The following is a 16,004-nucleotide window of genomic DNA, read 5'->3' on the forward strand; positions in this document are numbered from 1 at the left end:
GAAAGGAAAGACCGCAGATGATGACATCCGAACCCGGTGAGGTGCGGGGTCTTGATACTCCTCGGCTGTCGTTGCTGCCGGGGCAGCGCCACGCCCTGGCGGAGGTTGGCCAAGCCACGCTGCGCTTCACCTTCCGTGGCCGTCAGCTTCGCATCGACGATGACAGCGACGGAACGGTGCTCTTCCCCACGGACGTGGGGCTGGCCTTGATCGCCGGCCTGAATGGCGACATGAGCCTGGTCCTGGCAGGCAAACGGGTGTTGGACATCGGTTGCGGCTCAGGTCTGTACACGGTCGCCGCCGTCGCCGAAGGCGCACAGGTCACCGCTCTAGACGTCAGCGCTGCCAGCGTCGCAGCGACGATGGCCAACGTGGCGGCCAACGGCCTACCCGTCGAAGCCGTGGAGCCGGTCGAAGCGGATCTGCGATCGCTGACAGTCACGCAGGCATGGGATGTCGTGCTCGCCAATCCGCCGCACTACCCCGACGGGGCCTCCTACTCCAGCCGTGACGGCCTCGCGTCGGCGCTGGTCGGGGGAGCCGACGGCCGCGCGCTCTACGACGTCCTCGTCGCTCGGGCAGACGAGCTGATCGCGCCAGGCGGCCACCTCGTGCTCGCGCATTCTTCGTTGACGGGCATCAGCCGCTCGGCGAACGCGCTGGCGGCTCGCGGCTACGAGTGCCGTACCGCCCTGGTAGTCGAGCTGGACATGCCGCTGCGGCGCTACGCCGCCCATCGTGACCGCCTCCTGGCCCGCCTATACCAGCTCCGCGGCCAGGGCACCGCGCAGTTCTGCGGGCTGCGCTTCGAGGTCCACCTACTGATCGCCCGACGTCCCACCCGCTGAGGAGGAGTAGTTCATGTTCACTGCGAATGCCGATGTCACGGTGGTCGGATCGGGCCTGCTCGGCCTGTCGACCGCGTTCGAACTGCTGCGGCGTGATCTGACGGTGACGATCGTTGGACCGCACGCCGACGGCGCCCGCGGGCAGGCGTCCACCGCGGCTGGTGCGATGCTGACGGTCTTCAGCGAGGTCGAAGCCGACCACCTCCTCGACCGTGTAGAAACCGAGGTCGCCCACCGCATCGCCGCCAGGCAGCTCTACGCCACCTGGCTGGCCGACATCGCCGAAGCCAGCGGCGTGCACATCGAGCTGACGCCCGGCGTATGGGTGATCGCCAACGGCTATGGAGAGGACGACGCCGCACAGCTCGCGGCGATCGAGTCGACTGCCAAGCGTCACGGATGGCAGGCCGAGTACGGCACCCCGACCGAGGTGCCCGGACTGAGCCCACAGATCCGAGCGTTCCAGGCGGTGTGGCTGCCGGGCGAAGCCAGCCTCGACCCGGCCCGGCTAATGGCCGCGCTGGAGGCCAGCGTCGTCGGCCATCCACGCTGTCGATGGATCGAGGGCACCGCGACCAAGATCGAAGAGCTGGGCGAGCACATGCTCGTCACGACAGATGGTGCCACCACCGCGCTTTCCGCTCACCTGGTGCTCGCGGCCGGAGCGATGTCCAGCCGCCTGCTGAACGAGCCGCTGGCAGACCAGGCCGCGGTGCCGCCCGTGCTGTCGGGACGCGGCGTGTCCATGCTGGTACACGCGCCGTTCCGGCTCCCAGCGGCGGTCCGCACCCCCAACCGCGGCTTCGCATGCGGCAGCCACATGGTGCCGCGACCAGACGGCACGGTGTACCTCGGCGCCACCAATCGGCTGTCCACCGAACCGGACTACAACCGGGATCCGGACCTCGACGAGGTAGCGACGCTGATTCACGACGCCGCCGCAGAACTGCACACCGCATTACGCCAGGCGACCCTCATCACGACCCGGGTAGGCCACCGTCCGGTCACCCTCGACCACCTGCCGCTGTTAGGCACCACCGGCCATCCGATGATCCACATGGCATCGGCGACCTACCGCTGCGGCGTGCTACTGGCACCGCTGGCAGCCAACATCGTCGCCGACTGCGTGACGGCACCGCAGAGCCACGCCGGACACCCCTACCGGCCGACCCGGCAGATCGCCACCCCGGCCCTCAACGACCTCCTGCAGGACTCCGCGCGCGGCCTGGTGGACATGCTCTGCCAACCCGGCGGGGTGCTGCCCGCAGGCACAGACCAGACACTTGCCCACGTCCTTCACGCCGCCCTGAGCGAAATCGCGACCGGCAACAGCACCCGAGCTGCCGCCATGCGCCGAATCTGGCAGCGCGCACCCATGGCCGAAGCGGTCCCGCTGCTGCTCGACGCCGTCGGCAGGCTGCGATGAGCATCGAAGCCGGCACCACTGCCCGGCGGCTGCTCACACAGGTCTGCCGCCACGACGTCACCGCCGTCGACTCGACTCACCGGTTGGCCGACCTCAACATCGACTCCCTCGACCGCGTCCTGCTCGCTGTCCTGATCGAAGAAGCCACCGGCCGGCCGCTGCCCGATGCCGCGCTCGTGTCGCTCGCCTCGATCGCCGATGTCGAAGCGCTCCTCACGGAGAGGACAACACGATGAGCACGTTCATCGAAGCCTCTGCGGCGATCGCCGCAACGGCGTCGGTCGGCAGCGGCACGAGGATCTGGCACCAGGCGCAGCTCGCTGACGGCGTCGTCGTCGGCGAAAACTGTGTGATCGGCAAGGGTGTCTACCTCGGGGTGGGCAGTGTCGTCGGCGACCGTGTCAAGATCCAGAACGGGTGCGGCGTGTTCGGTGCCCAGGTGGGTGACGACGTACTCCTGGCACCAGGTGTCTACCTACTTGAGGATCCCGCGCCACGGGCCAGCAGACCGGACGGGTTCCTCAAGGGCGCCGACGATTGGCGTCGCGTGCCCGTCACCGTGGCGCAGGGCGCCACCATCGGCGCGAACTGCACGATCGCGCCCGGAGTCACCGTCGGCCGCTACGCCATGGTCGCCATCGGCTCCGCGGTACACCGCGACGTCCCCGACCACGGGCTCGTCGCAGGCAACCCAGCCAGACAGGTCGGCTGGGTCTGCGCCTGCGGAACGCGCCTCACCGACACCTTGACCTGCCCCGGCTGTCCAGCCACCTACGCCAGCGGCGACCACGGGCTGACCGCCGTCAACCAATCCTGACCTGCAAGGAGTCGCGATGCCACCGATCCGATACCGCGTACAGGCCAACGGGCCCCTGCGAGGAACCGCCGTCATCCAAGGCGCCAAGAACGCAGCATTACCCATGATCGGCGCCGCGCTGCTGGCCAGCAGCGGCCAAACCGTGCTCCGAAATGTCCCCACCATCACCGACGTCGCCAACGCAGTCGAACTCGCACGAGCAGTCGGCGCCCACGTCGAGCACCACCCCGCCGACCGGCTGCTAATCATCGACGCGAGCACCGTCACCAGCCCGCTGCTTCCGGGCGATCTCACCCGACGCTTCCGGGGAAGCGTGCTGTTCCTGTCCTCTCTCCTCTACCGCTGCGGCGAGGTCATTTACGAAGGGGCCGGCGGCTGCAACCTAGGCACCAGGGGCCTGGACTGGCACTACCGCGGCTTGGTCCGCCTCGGTGCCCGCATCGAGGAGAAAGCCGGAACGATCCACATCACCCTCGGCGCGACGGCCGCCGCTGACCTCTACCTCGACACGCCTTCGCACACCGGCACCGAGAACCTGATGATCGCGGCCGCCACTACGCCCGGCCGGACCGTGATCGAGAACGCGGCGCTGGAACCCGAGGTCGTCGACGTCGCCAGGTTCCTGACCGCCATGGGAGCGCACATCGATGGCGCCGGCACCGGACGGATCACTGTCGAAGGTGTGGACCAACTGCACGCTACCGACTACACGGTCATGCCAGACCGTATCGACGCAGGGGTGCTGTGTATGGCGGCTGGCATTACCGGCGGCACCGTCCAGCTCGTCGGCGGTGACGTGCTCGACGCCTTCGGCGTTGCCCGGCACAAGCTGGAGCAGATGGGCGTGACACTTCGCCCCGAGGGCGCCGTCACCACCGCGTCGCGCCTGGGCGACCTACACCCCATCAACATCATCACCGACACCCATCCCGGCTTCGCCACCGACCTTCAGCCGCCGCTGATGGCCCTGGCCACGCAAGCCAGCGGCACCAGCTACATTCGCGAGCGGATCCACGACGCGCGCTACGCCCTGGCGTCGGAGCTGACCAAACTCGGCGCGTCGATCGTCATCGAGGGAGAGCGGGCCACGGTCATTGGCGCCACCGAGCTTCGGGGCGACACCGTGACCGCCCACGACCTGCGCACCGGCGTCTCGCTCATCCTCGCTGGCCTGGTCGCCCACGGCGAGACGGTTATCGAGAACGGTCGCATGATCGAACGAGGACACGCTGACCTCGTCGCCCGGCTGCGTGCGCTGGGAGCACACATCTCCCGCGAGGAACTGCCCGACACCACCAGGCCCTGAAAGGGGACATCGAATGTCGAGCATCGCCCTATCCGCGCCACAGCTCGGCGACGCGGAGATCGCCGCCGCCGCCGTCCGTGCGCTGCGCGCCGGCCACGTCGTACAGGGCAGCGAAGTCGCAGCGTTCGAGGGCGAGTTCGTCGGCACGTCGCTGGACGCGATTGCGTCGCGGTTAGCTCGGGCACCGCCGCGCTGCACCTGGCGCTGCTCGCGTAGGAATCGGCTAAGGTCAGGAGGTCATCGTCCCCGCCTTCACGGTCGGTGCGACCGCCCACGCCGTAGCGCTCACCGGTGCCAAGCCAGTCTTCGCCGACATCGACCCGAGCACCTTCTGTATAGATCCCGCACACGTAGAGTCGCTGGTCAGCAGTCGTACCGCAGCCGTGATGCCAGTACACCTGTTCGGGCACCCGGCCGACATGCCAGCGGTTCAGGTTCTCGTGGCCCGGCACGGCCTGGCTGTCGTGGGGGACGCAGCCCAGGCCGTGGCGCCAGCCTGAACGGCACCCCGGTCGGAGCCTTCGGCGAACTCGCCTGCTTCAGCTTCTACCCGACAAGAAACATGCACAGCATCGAAGGCGGCATGATCGCCACCTCAGACGTCGCGCTAGCCGCCAAGCTGAGAATGCTCCGCAACCAGGGCATGAGCAGCCGCTACCAGTACGAGCTCGTCGGCCTCAACGCCCGCATGACAGACGTCGCCGCAGCCGTCGGGCGGGCCCAGCTGCGTAGACTCGCTCGCTACACCGCCGCCAGGCAGGCGAACGCGACATGGTTGGGGGCCAACGTGCGCGGGTTGGTCACGGCGAGCGCCGCACCGGGTGCCGAGCACGTGTTCCACCCGTACGTCGTTCGTGATCGCGGCCGCGACCACCTCGCAGCACGTCTACGAAGTACGCAGATCGACACCGGCGTTCACTATCCCGTCCCGCTGCACCGCAGCCCGGCCGACCTCACGAAGGACCTGCTGCCGCACAGCGAAGCAGTTGCGCGCGAGGTGCTGTCGCTTCCTGTGCACCCGGGGCTCCGGCCACGTGACCTCTCGCGCATCGCCACGGTGGTAAACGAGGCCAGCCCACCAACGTGGTCAGCCTGGCCGAAGGAGTCGCCACCGTCGCTGTCGCGGACGCGATGATCACATCGGCGCGCGCCGGTGCCACGGCGATCGCGCCCGCCGACCGCGCCTACCTATTCAGCGACACTCCGTCCTCAAGGTAGACGGCGCCACGTCCCCGCATCGGCAAGCACGCCAGCACCCGTCGTGCCAGACGAGGCACCAGAACCGACTCCAGCTCGTCCACGGGCACGAACTCGAAACGATCAAGCTCATCCGGCCGCAGCCGTATGTCGGCGATCTGCGCCGGCGACAGGACGCCGCCGTCGAACAGGAACATCAGCCCGCCGTCCCACGGAGGGTTCGGCGGCACCCAGTCCACGCACAGCATCCCACCTAGCCGAGGCACGAAGCCCAGCTCCTCCTTGAGCTCCCGCTCGCACGCCGACAGCGGCGACTCGTCGCGCTCAAGGGCACCGCCGGGCAACTCGCACGACGGCTTGTAGGTCGGGTAGACCACCATCACCCGACCCTCCTGGTCTAGGAAGATCACCCCAGCGGCGGCCCTCACCCGCGTGAGGCTCGCGATGTATGCAAGATCGGTACCGTTGGGCTCGTCAGTCACCCGGCGACGATATCGAAAGGACCACCCGGCGTAGGAGGGAAACGCTGCGTCCGCCTGCCGAGTTCACCAGCTGGGTGGAACGCCGGATGTTGATCTCCGGTGTCAAGGGGCACGATGGCCGTTGACAGCCGCTGTCCAACACTCCCGGGGCTGCGTCCGGGCACGAACCGAGCCGTTCGACCAGTGTGCAAGGCCCGGATAAGGCGATCCCACGAAGTGTGCGAGGCTGACTATCCTGCAGTGATGCCCCCGAGCTCGCCTGCAGATGACATATCGGCTGCTGAGCTCCTGCTCACGCTCGAACCGCCGGACGACTCCGGTGCCCAGACCTTGGACCGCTACGACTGGCAGGCGGCGATGGCCGCCGCTGACGGGCTACGTCTGCTGCTGGACTCCATGGACGATGCCGGGCCACTCGGCGAGGACGAGTCCCGGCGGGTCGTCTGCGAGTACCACGAAGACTGGGCCGCCGTTGACGGAGAACACGCCGAGATTGTGTCCGGCAAGCACCGCGATCCCTCCTTCGGCGCCTACACCACCGTGAACAGCCTTCTCACAGCCGGGGGACTGGCCCACCTGTTCGCCAGGTGGTGCGCGCTGCAGGAAAAGGTGACCTGCCGCCTGGTCACTACCGCCGGGCTCGGCTCCGGCAAGCCCCCACAGAAGCTTGAAGCCGCGACACAAGCGCTGCGCAAGCAAAGGCAGGGCGACCTGCCGCTGGTGATCGACGACAAGCATCTGGAAGCGGTCGGCGAGTTCACCCAAGGACTCCTTGCCCACGCCGATGGCCTACCAGAGGACTGGGGCGACAGCGCGAAGGCCGTCCCGCCTACGCCAACAGCTGCGCAGCACGACCAGGCGGTGCGTTTCCTGTCGATGCTGAGTCTGTCCCACGGGCAGCCGCAGCGAAGCGTCCTGCCCTACGCCGCTCCCTCCATGTACGTCAGACCGGTACTTGTCCGGATGGGTTTGCCTGATGACATCGCCGACGAAGTCTGGGAGGCCGTCCTCGGGCTCTTCCGAACCAGAATGCGAGCAGCGGGGCCCCGTCCGCAGGCAGGCCTACCCAACGTCCTAGCCCACCGCCTCGGCTCGCCGTTGCCCGGCGCAGTACAGATGGACCGAGAGTTGGCTGGCCGTATCGTGACTATCGCTGACATCCACATCGCGATCGAGGTGGCCGTCGCCGCACCGAACGCCTACCGGCCACTGCCACGGGTAACGCTGCTCAACCGGATGGGCGTCAAGATGGCAGTTGGTGACTGCACCGACAATTCGATCGAACGCGCCGAACAACTCCGTAAAGACCACGAGGAACTCTGGCGCATCCGAGTCGCGGTGGATCCCGAAGCGCGTGCCGAGCAGAACAAGTTGCGCCGCGCTCTCCTGCGCATCAGCGATAACGCCACCCAAACCGTGGCAACACCGGACCATGCCTGGGGCACTGACCTGTGGCGCGAACTGCAGTCGCAGATCGACGCCATGGGGCCCGATTCCTGGACCGATCTTCTCGACTCCGACCTGCGCCTGGGCGGGATCTGCGAACTGGCCAACCGGTGCCAGGTATGGTTCAGCACCCGCTTCGACATCGACGCCGAAATGGCCCGACTGCGCGCCGAGCGGGGAATAGCGGCATGAACCCGGACGACTACGCGCAAGACCTTGCGTTTCTGCGTGAGGACCTCGCCTACCACCAAGCCCGGGTGCTCCTCCTCATCGATGCGGTGTGCCACACGCAAGGTCATCAGAGCAAGCTCGACGGGCTCACCAAGCTGGCCAAGCTCGACTTCCTACTCCGGTACCCTGCGCTCGCTCCTACGGTCCTCCACGACTTGGACGAGTCCGACCCCCGCCTCCGCCTCACCAGTGAAGACCTGGCCGAACCCACCGACGTCGAAGCCCCCATGATCCGCTACAAGTACGGGCCGTGGGATGACCGCTACTACCCCGTCATCGGAGCTCTCGTCGCCCGAGGCCTGCTGCGCTACGCCGCAAGGAGACGCGGCAGCGTCGCCCTCAAGACCACAGCCGCCGGCCACCGCCTCGCCGAAGAACTCACCGCAGCCACCCCCTGGTCTGACGTCGGCCAACGCTGCCAAGTCATCGCCGAAAAGACAGCCGGCATGACAGGAAACGCGCTGAAAGACCTCATCTACCAAGCGCTGGCCGGTCTCCTCGACCGCCCCCACAGGCAGGTAATCCGATGACCACGATCTTCAGGCTCACTGCGGTCACGCTCACGACCACCGAAGGCGACGTCCACTACGACTTCCCATTGGACCTCACCGTGCTCGCCGGCCCGACCGGCGTCGGCAAGACCACCCTCCTCGAAATGGTCAAATACGCCTTCGGTGGCAACGGGCTGCTCGCGACCGTCGCCGAGCAGCACGTCCAGGACATCACGCTCTACGCCAGCATCGGGGACGAACGACTGCGCCTGTCCCGCAGCGTCGACCCCAACAAGCAGAAGACGGTCCGGGTCTACGACCTCATCACGCAGGACCGCCGACCTGACCACTACACCGACGCCACCACACCCCGCCTCAACACCCTGCTCATGTCCGCTCTCGGCTTGCCCGACGACATGCGCGCCGCCGCCCGTAGCGGCAACAGAGAAGGCAGCCGCATCACTTTCGCTGACATCTTCTCCTTCCTATACATCCCCCAAGCAGAGATCAACCGTGACATTGCGGGCTCACAAGACACCTACCGCGAACCCAAACGCAAAGTCATCTTCGAACTGCTCTTCGGGCTCATCGACAACAACATCCTCGAGCTGCGATCAAAGCAGAACCTGCTCGCCGGGCAGGTCACAGCAGCGGAGAAAGAAAACGCAGCGGTCCGAGCCTTCCTTCGCGACAGCAACACCACCACCCGCATAGACGCCGAACGCTCCGAGGCAGCCGCGCTCGACGCTCAACTCGACGCCGTACAGGAACTCGCAGTCCTGCGCGAAGAACTCGACCCGGTCGCCGACCGCCACACCCAGGTCCTACGCGACATGCTCACCGACGCGGAAAGGGCACTGGCTGAGGCCCGCGAAACCATGACTGCGCTCACCCGCAGCCAGGCCGACTACGCGAAGGAGCGACGTAGACTACAAGGAGATCTTGACCGACTGCATCGCATGCGAGACGCCGGCCACCGTCTGGCCGATTTCGAGTTCGCCGTCTGCCCACGCTGCATGCAACACCTCACCGAACGCCAAGTTCCCGACGACGCGTGCCGGGTGTGCCTGCAACACGACCCCGTCGAACCCTCTGGCGCAGACGCGTACCCCTACGAGGCACGCCAACTCCAAGAGCAACTCGCTGAAGTCGACACACAGTTTCAGGCCGTCGCGGACCAAGCCGTTGCCACCGCCCAAGCGATCGCCGACCGTGACAGCCACGTTCGGTACCTGACCGCCCAGATCGAGGAACGCACCCGCCACCGCATCACCCCACGCCTGCAAGCCTTCAGCGACGCCTCGGCAAAGCTCGCCGCAGCCCGCGCCGACCAACAGCACCTCGAAGCGGTCCTGCGCCAGTGGGACCGCGTCAACGACCTCCAGGCCGCCGAGGACGCCCTGCGGGCAGAGCGCGAGAACGTCAAAGCCGCCATCGCTCGCGCAGAGCAAGCGCTCGACGAACGCCGCCGAGAGGTCCTTGCCGAACTCGACCAGGAATTCCAGGACACGGTAATACAGGTGGGTATCCCCGGCGTGCAGACGGCCACCATCCATCCCACCAACTACTTGCCAGTCCTCAACGGGACACCGTTCGCCAGGTTCAGCCCACCGGGCGGGGGCATCAGGACGGCAACCCAGATCGCCTACTGGACCTCACTCCTCGCCGTCGCACTGAGGCTCCGCGACACCGCGTACCCCGCATTCCTGCTTATAGACAGCCCACGCCTGGCGCTCAACACGGCAGAACAACTGTCCGCTGCGCTCTACCGCAGGCTCGTCGCTCAAGCCGATGCCAACCCCGGCAAGGTGCAAATGATCATCGCCGACAACGAGTTGCCCAAGGACTACCGACGGCACTTTGCGCAGATCGACTTCAGCTACGACTCACCCACGGTGAGCACGATCAGCCATCCGGGCCCCGCTGGCGTCCGGACGCTGGTCGACGCCTCTTAATCCGCGGCTTTGGAGTTACAGCTGACCCGCCGCGGGGCCACGCACGTCTGAGTTCCTACCTGCACCGCGTATGGGGTGTGCCGGACTGCGGGACGGTCCGGCACTCTCACGTCCAGACCCGTGCGCCCGGCCACCGACCGACTACCCGCCCGTGGCCGACCGAGTTGACGGCGTGTCGGGGGAGCGGGGAGCAAAAATGGGAGCAGAGCCGCTCCATGAACAGGTGCCGAACGGCGCTGAGGGGCGCCGAACGGCGTTGATCATGGTTTGCGCGGCCTGGTGGCCATTGTACTCGGGGCAAGGGCGCTTCGGCCACAACGGCCGGCGTCGGCGCCCAGTCGTTCACATCGGTGAGCCAGGTTCCTAGGATGATCTGGACAAAGCGGTCCCAATCACCCAATAGAACCGCCCTAAACCGGACGCGGGGGCCGTGTGTGTGCCCTGGTTCAGAGTGCGCTACGCTGTACGGGCTGCCGCGGTGAGAGATCATCTCGGCAACGGGCTGTAGCGCAGCTTGGTAGCGCACTTGACTGGGGGTCAAGGGGTCGTCGGTTCGAATCCGGCCAGCCCGACAGCGTCGAGGGTTTCCGCAGGTCAAAGCCTGTGGGAGCCCTCTTCTTGTGTACAGGGAACGTCGGCCGAAGTCGAGTACACCGTTGGTGGACCCCTTGACTAGGCAAGGTGCAAAGTGACGACCCTCAATATCGCGAAGGTCTTCGAAGGCCTCCCTCGGACCTGGGCCGGCTTCCTTCAGGACTGGGACCGGACCATGCGTTCGCGCAACCACCCCGACACCACCCGCTACAACTATGTGCTGGCTGCCGCCCAGCTCGCGCGCTATCTGAAGGAGCACTCGCCGGACTTCGACTCCGACGCCGCGGCCGACGACCCGACGCTGGTCACCAAGGGCCAGGTCGAGGCGTTCCAGGCGTGGGTGGTCGAGACTCGGTCGGCGTCGACGGCGCTGAACAAGCACAAGGCTCTGCAGCAGTTCTTCAAGTGGCTGGTCATCGACGAGGAGGAAATGGACCGCTCGCCGATGGATCGCGTTGGCAAGCCCAAGACCCCGGAGAAGCTCATCCCGGTGCTCAGCGACGCCGACACCAAGAAGGTCCTCGACCTGTGCAAAGGAAAGACCTTCGCGAACCTGCGCGACCACGCGATCATCCGGCTGCTGTGCAACACCGGCGCCCGCCTGTCCGAGGTCGGCGACCTGACCTTCGACGACATCGACCTGGCCACCGAGTCCGTGCGTTTCCGAGGTAAAGGCGCCAAAGACCGGCGGGTGCGGTTCGGCCCTAAGACCGCCCGAGCACTGAGCCGGTACCTGCGCGCTCGGGCGACCCACCGAGGCAACGAGCTGCCGTTCCTGTGGCTGGCCGACCGCGGCGGCCGCCGGCTCGCCCCGAACGGCATCAAGATCATGCTGCGACGGCTGGGGGAGAAGGCAGGCATCGAGCGCCTGCACGCCCACCGCTGGCGTCACAGCTACGCCCACGAGTGGAAACGCGCTGGTGCCGACACCGGCGACCTGATGCTCGTGCTCGGCTGGACCTCCGACGCGATGCCCCGGCACTACGGGCGCAGCGCCGCTGCCGAGCGTGCGCTGGAGACCCAGCAGCGGCTCGGCATCGGCGAGCGAGTCTGACCGGCCATCCCAGTCAAGGGTGCGCTCCGCGTGGGGCGCACCCTTTGCTGTGTCATTTCGCATTCCGTGAGCGGCGGGAGCGTTCGGCCAGTTGCAGCATGTAGGCCTTGATCGCGTGCCTGACCCGATCGGCGCGCTCCTCGGCAGGCAGTACCCCGTTCGGGTCGACTTGGCGTTCGAACCTGGCTTGGAATGCCTGCCTGGCTGGGGCGGTCCGCGCCGACCGGTCTGCGGTGTTGGCCCAGGAGGTGTGCACTGCGACCCGGGCGCGTCGACGACGCTGGGCGGCGGTAAGGCCGGTCCTGGCCTCGAGTGAATCGGCGGTGTCAGACATCTTCACCGATCCTCAGCCGTGCCTGGGTCTCCTGGGCGCGCTCGGCTGCCGCGCTGGCGCCGTAGTGTCGCGGCATCTCGTCTGACGACCAGCCGAGCACCACCATCAGGTCGCCGGTATCGCCGCCAGCGCGTTTCCACTCGTGGGCGTAGGTATGCCGCCAGCGGTGGGCGTGTAGGCGTTCGACGCCGGCCATTTGTCCCCGCCGCCTGAGCATCATCTGAATTCCGTTGTCGCTCAGGTGCGCTGCGCCCTTCTCTGCCAGCCACAGACAGGGCAGTTGAGCGGCGCGGTGCTGGGACCGCATCCTGATGTATCGGCCAAGGGCACGGCCGGTCTTCGGCCCGAACCGCACCTTGCGGTCTTTGCCGCCCTTGCCGTGGTACAGGGCTGTGTCCAGCGACATGTCGAGGTCGTCGACCTGGAGGTCGGCCACCTCCGACAGACGCGCACCGGTGTTGGCGAACATCCGGATGATCGCTTCATCGCGAACGCCGACGAAGGTGCGCCTGTCGCAGGTATCGAGGACCTTCCGGGTCTCATCAACGTTGATGATCGGAATGAGCTTCTTCCTCTTGCGGGGTTGGCGCACACGTGCCAACGGAGAGACGTCCAGCTCCTCCTCGGCCACGAGCCAGCTGAAGAACTGCTGCAGGCTCTTGTGCTTGTTCAGCGCCGTCGACGCCGACCGCGTCTCGATCATCCAGACCTGGAACCGTTCGATGTCTGCCTTCGTGACTGCGAGCGGATCTCGGCGGCCATCGCCGCGGACCGTGTCGAACGTGCCCAGGAAGCCGCACAGCTGGGTGGCGGCGAGCAGGTAGTTGTAGCGGGTGGTAGCTGGGTGGTCTGCAGCGCGCAGGGAACGGTTCCAATCGCGCAGGAAACTGGCCCATAGCAACGGCGTTCGGGAAATCAACCGATCTGCATCAAACTTCACGGTCGGCTCCGCGGCGGAGTGCTCGCAACGTGAGGGGCTTTCCCGTGCTTGCCGGGAGACCGTGGCGGGGGTGGTCGACCTTGCTTCGTGTCATGCCCTTTAAAGGTCAACCTGAGGCGCCGATTGGTGTGTTGGCCTGGCGGCGACCACCCAACACCGCCCAACAGCACCCAACGCGAGACCAAGTGCGGGGGACTTGAGTAAAGGCTGGAGCGGCCACATCGGTTAGATGGGCATGGTTGGCCGGCGCCGCAGCGTCGACTCCGGCAGGCGCGTGGATCCGGGGCCGCAACTGGTCGGAGCTGCGCCTGGAGCGCCCGCCGACCCGCCACGACCTGGACCCGCTCACCGGGGACCGGCCGGTGATCCTGACAGATTTCACGCTCCATGCGGTGACCTGCACTTCGGCCGCGCTGAGGATGGCCGGGATCACGGCGAGCGTGACCGCGCCCGCCTGCGGCGTCATCGAACGCGACCCCCAGTGCGAGCCGGCCTGCTTGCTGCGCGAAGGCGCGACCGCGCTGCTGCAGGCGGTCGTGCCGCACTACACCACGGTGCAGCTGCGCCACGCCATCACCGCTGCCGCCGCCGCGCTGGCCGCCGACGGTGTCACCAGCATCACCGAGCCTAGTATCACCGCACAGCTGCTCGACCTGTACGACGAGCTGGCCTGCGGCGGTGGGAAGGGCATCCTTGCCCCGGGCCGCGCCGCGGGCCTGTGCGTGTTGAGCGCCGACCTGTACGCTGTCGACCCCGCACGACATCGCACCCGGCCCGGTCGCCGTCACGGAGATGGGCCGCCGGGTCTACCGGCGGTCCTCCGTTGTCCTGGAGCACCGGCAGGTTGCCGGGTGAGCAGGACAGGCGATGGCGGATCTGGTCCACGGAGTTTCGTAACGCTCGTGTTACCGGCCACCGAATAGGTGATCTTTAGCCGTCTCGGCTCGTGCGCTGAGTGAGGGTGTTCGTAAGGGTGTTGTTACCGGCCTCATCGTCGTCTGCGTAGATCACCACGATGGTCTGGGCCACGCCGGCGTCCTTCATCGCTTGGGACCGGTGCTGGCCGTTGGTGTAGTGCCAGGCGCCGTCGTCGCCCTGGCCGATGACAATGGGCTCACACAGCAGCTTGTGCAGGGCGTAGAGGACCGTGCGGCTCGCGCCGGCTTCCTCGGCCCGGTTGAAGACGGCGTCGGTTAGGTCGTCCCCGCGCAGCCCTTCGGCGCGCGCGGCCTCCACCAGCGGGACACCGATCTCGTTGACCAGCCCCCAGTCGACGCGGTGGTAGTAGCAGCAGGAGCGCGGGCTCCACGTGCCCGTCGCCTCCCGCCGGAAGGCCCGGTCCAGCCATGTACGGCGCGGACGACCCAGCATGCAGTCGGCCCGGAACGGACGCGTCAGGGGTAGATCGGTGACAGGGAATGCCTGGTGGACACCGACCGGCAGAACGGGCTCCGGCGGCGCCACGTACCCATCCCCCCGTCTCAGATCGACCGGATGACCCACGAGGGCGTCGATCTCCTCCGGCGTCACCGTCTCCCAGGTCGGATCGGTCAGCTGGTAGCGACTTACGTGGGCGAACTCCGTGCGCACCGGGGACAACATGAGGTCATCCAGCCACTGACACTCGATCCAGATCGGCGGCTCCGGCTCATCCGGGCACAGCCGCTCCCACACCAGGGCGGCGTAGTGCTCGGCGGCGTTGGTCAGGCTCTGGCCCTCGATCCCGGGGTACTGCGTCGCCACCACCACCGGACGCGCGCCCGGCGTGGTGAACAACTGGACGCGGAACGTGCCGGCCCACCCGCTCTCCCCCACTCCGGCGCGGAACATGTGCTCGTCCACGACGCGCTCGTAACTGGTGCCCGCACCCGCCATCGCTGGGCGCTCCTTCCCGTCAGTCTCTAGCGCACCGGTGCTCCGTGGAATCGGTCGTTGGTGGCGGCGGCGCACTCGCGAACAAGGTCAGCCAGGGGTTGTATCAGCCAAACCCCAGCGTTGTTGATGGGCGTTGCCTGGACCACCGCGCCATCGACCATGCGAACCACCGCCCCGACCCGCACCCTGAACTCCAGGATCTGCAACCGGCCGGCGGCGCCGTCGTCGCAAAGGCGGTAGGTGTAACTGCGGGGATCGGGACCGTGAGTTTCAGGCGCTGTCAGCCGCGCCACTGCGATTCCAGATACCACTCGGCGGCGGCCTGTTCACGTCGGTCGAGTTCCGCGGTGTGTTCCCGCTCGATGCGGGTCAAGGCGCTGCGGGCACGGTCGACAAGCCTCTCGATGTCGATGGTGAAGGCGGTGCCGCCGCCGAGAGCAACATGCAACGAGCCGGTGGGTAGCTTCGCCAGGGAGTCTGAGGGCTTGGCCGGATAAGCCGCACTGCCCTCGAACCGGGCTTCATCAAGGTGTTCGAGAGCGTTGCGCAGCAACTTGAGCTGATCGTCCTGCTCGATGGACGCCTCGCCACGTTCGGTTGCCAATCGCGCCTGCCACCGTTCGAGTTGGTACGAGGCCCACACCAGCTCATGTTGTTCGGCCCACCAGTCGCGAAACACCCGCGGCAACTCGGGGTCGGTCCAGGACAAGTCGTGATCCTCGGCGCGTAGCCGCTCATGGTGATCCCGTCCGATCTGGTTGCTGCGGGCCGCGTGGCGCAGCACAGCTTCGGCCCAAATCTGGGAGAAGAACAACGCGTGCTCGGCGCCGGTGGATTCGTCGTCGGGTGGTTCGTCGCTGTGTAGCCGCATGTGAGTGATTCTGGCAGGCTCGCGGAACCTGACACCGAGGCCCGAGACCGCGGGCGATGGTTATCCACAGCCTCATGCTGAGTGCTTTCGTGGAAGCGGCAACGGTGCCACGATCGGCACATGGCCCGTGGCATTCC

At 67.1% G+C, this 16,004-nt stretch carries 15 protein-coding genes, 1 tRNA gene and 1 pseudogene; 12 read left to right on the forward strand and 5 right to left on the reverse strand.

Features of this window, described 5'->3' with window-relative positions; genetic code table 11:
* Positions 1-17 precede the first annotated feature (17 nt).
* From HAV39_RS24195 to HAV39_RS24220, 6 genes and pseudogenes are all read left to right on the forward strand, one after another.
* A complete protein-coding gene (locus tag HAV39_RS24195; protein WP_239121062.1) occupies positions 18-848 on the forward strand; it encodes a methyltransferase in 831 nt (276 codons plus the stop codon).
* Positions 849-861: 13 nt separating this feature from the next.
* Positions 862-2,274 carry an NAD(P)/FAD-dependent oxidoreductase gene (locus HAV39_RS24200; protein WP_191841442.1) on the forward strand — a complete coding sequence of 471 codons (1,413 nt, stop codon included), beginning with the start codon at positions 862-864 and terminating at the stop codon, positions 2,272-2,274.
* Positions 2,271-2,510: an acyl carrier protein gene (locus tag HAV39_RS24205; RefSeq protein ID WP_191841443.1), complete on the forward strand. Its 240-nt coding sequence runs from the start codon at positions 2,271-2,273 to the stop codon at positions 2,508-2,510. The genes HAV39_RS24200 and HAV39_RS24205 overlap by 4 nt, the downstream gene beginning before the upstream one ends.
* Positions 2,507-3,091, forward strand: a complete 585-nt coding sequence (locus tag HAV39_RS24210; RefSeq protein WP_191841444.1) for an acyltransferase — start codon at positions 2,507-2,509, stop codon at positions 3,089-3,091. The genes HAV39_RS24205 and HAV39_RS24210 overlap by 4 nt, the downstream gene beginning before the upstream one ends.
* Positions 3,092-3,107: 16 nt before the next feature.
* Positions 3,108-4,397, forward strand: a complete 1,290-nt coding sequence (murA, locus tag HAV39_RS24215) for a UDP-N-acetylglucosamine 1-carboxyvinyltransferase (protein WP_191841445.1) — start codon at positions 3,108-3,110, stop codon at positions 4,395-4,397.
* 13 nt (positions 4,398-4,410) lie between these two features.
* Positions 4,411-5,532 (forward strand): annotated as a pseudogene (locus HAV39_RS24220) (DegT/DnrJ/EryC1/StrS family aminotransferase).
* A 49-nt stretch (positions 5,533-5,581) separates the two neighbouring features.
* Here the strand turns inward: HAV39_RS24220 and HAV39_RS24225 are convergent.
* Positions 5,582-6,076 (reverse strand): NUDIX domain-containing protein, encoded by a 495-nt coding sequence (locus tag HAV39_RS24225; RefSeq protein ID WP_203736759.1) that lies wholly within the window; start codon positions 6,074-6,076, stop codon positions 5,582-5,584.
* Positions 6,077-6,319: 243 nt separating this feature from the next.
* Here HAV39_RS24225 and HAV39_RS24230 point away from each other — a divergent pair, with 243 nt between their 5' ends.
* The 5 genes from HAV39_RS24230 (at position 6,320) to HAV39_RS24250 (ending at position 11,847) form a co-directional block, all read left to right on the forward strand.
* The gene (locus HAV39_RS24230; RefSeq protein ID WP_191841446.1) at positions 6,320-7,714 is read left to right on the forward strand and encodes a hypothetical protein; all 1,395 of its coding nucleotides are present in this window, start codon (positions 6,320-6,322) and stop codon (positions 7,712-7,714) included.
* Positions 7,711-8,283 (forward strand): hypothetical protein, encoded by a 573-nt coding sequence (locus HAV39_RS42820; RefSeq protein WP_191841447.1) that lies wholly within the window; start codon positions 7,711-7,713, stop codon positions 8,281-8,283. The genes HAV39_RS24230 and HAV39_RS42820 overlap by 4 nt, the downstream gene beginning before the upstream one ends.
* Positions 8,280-10,199 (forward strand): AAA family ATPase, encoded by a 1,920-nt coding sequence (locus HAV39_RS24240; protein WP_191841448.1) that lies wholly within the window; start codon positions 8,280-8,282, stop codon positions 10,197-10,199. The genes HAV39_RS42820 and HAV39_RS24240 overlap by 4 nt, the downstream gene beginning before the upstream one ends.
* Positions 10,200-10,697: 498 nt before the next feature.
* Positions 10,698-10,771, forward strand: a tRNA-Pro gene (locus tag HAV39_RS24245).
* Positions 10,772-10,887: 116 nt separating this feature from the next.
* The gene (locus tag HAV39_RS24250) at positions 10,888-11,847 is read left to right on the forward strand and encodes a tyrosine-type recombinase/integrase (protein WP_191841449.1); all 960 of its coding nucleotides are present in this window, start codon (positions 10,888-10,890) and stop codon (positions 11,845-11,847) included.
* Positions 11,848-11,899: 52 nt separating this feature from the next.
* On the opposite strand, the gene HAV39_RS24255 is transcribed toward HAV39_RS24250, so the two are convergent.
* Positions 11,900-12,181 carry a hypothetical protein gene (locus HAV39_RS24255; protein WP_203736688.1) on the reverse strand — a complete coding sequence of 94 codons (282 nt, stop codon included), beginning with the start codon at positions 12,179-12,181 and terminating at the stop codon, positions 11,900-11,902.
* Entirely contained in the window at positions 12,174-13,121 is a 948-nt protein-coding gene (locus tag HAV39_RS24260; RefSeq protein ID WP_191841450.1) for a tyrosine-type recombinase/integrase, read from the reverse strand. Before HAV39_RS24260 ends, HAV39_RS24255 begins: the two co-directional genes overlap by 8 nt.
* Positions 13,122-13,360: 239 nt before the next feature.
* Between HAV39_RS24260 and HAV39_RS24265 the strand changes: the two genes are divergently transcribed.
* Positions 13,361-14,044 (forward strand): amidohydrolase family protein, encoded by a 684-nt coding sequence (locus tag HAV39_RS24265; protein ID WP_191841451.1) that lies wholly within the window; start codon positions 13,361-13,363, stop codon positions 14,042-14,044.
* Between the two features lie 7 nt (positions 14,045-14,051).
* On the opposite strand, the gene HAV39_RS24270 is transcribed toward HAV39_RS24265, so the two are convergent.
* Both HAV39_RS24270 and HAV39_RS24275 read right to left on the reverse strand, forming a co-directional pair.
* Positions 14,052-14,963 (reverse strand): hypothetical protein, encoded by a 912-nt coding sequence (locus HAV39_RS24270; protein WP_191841452.1) that lies wholly within the window; start codon positions 14,961-14,963, stop codon positions 14,052-14,054.
* Between the two features lie 313 nt (positions 14,964-15,276).
* The gene (locus tag HAV39_RS24275; RefSeq protein ID WP_191841453.1) at positions 15,277-15,867 is read right to left on the reverse strand and encodes a hypothetical protein; all 591 of its coding nucleotides are present in this window, start codon (positions 15,865-15,867) and stop codon (positions 15,277-15,279) included.
* Positions 15,868-16,004 lie beyond the last annotated feature (137 nt).

The organism is Catellatospora chokoriensis, assembly GCF_011297315.1.
GTDB lineage: Bacteria > Actinomycetota > Actinomycetes > Mycobacteriales > Micromonosporaceae > Catellatospora > Catellatospora citrea.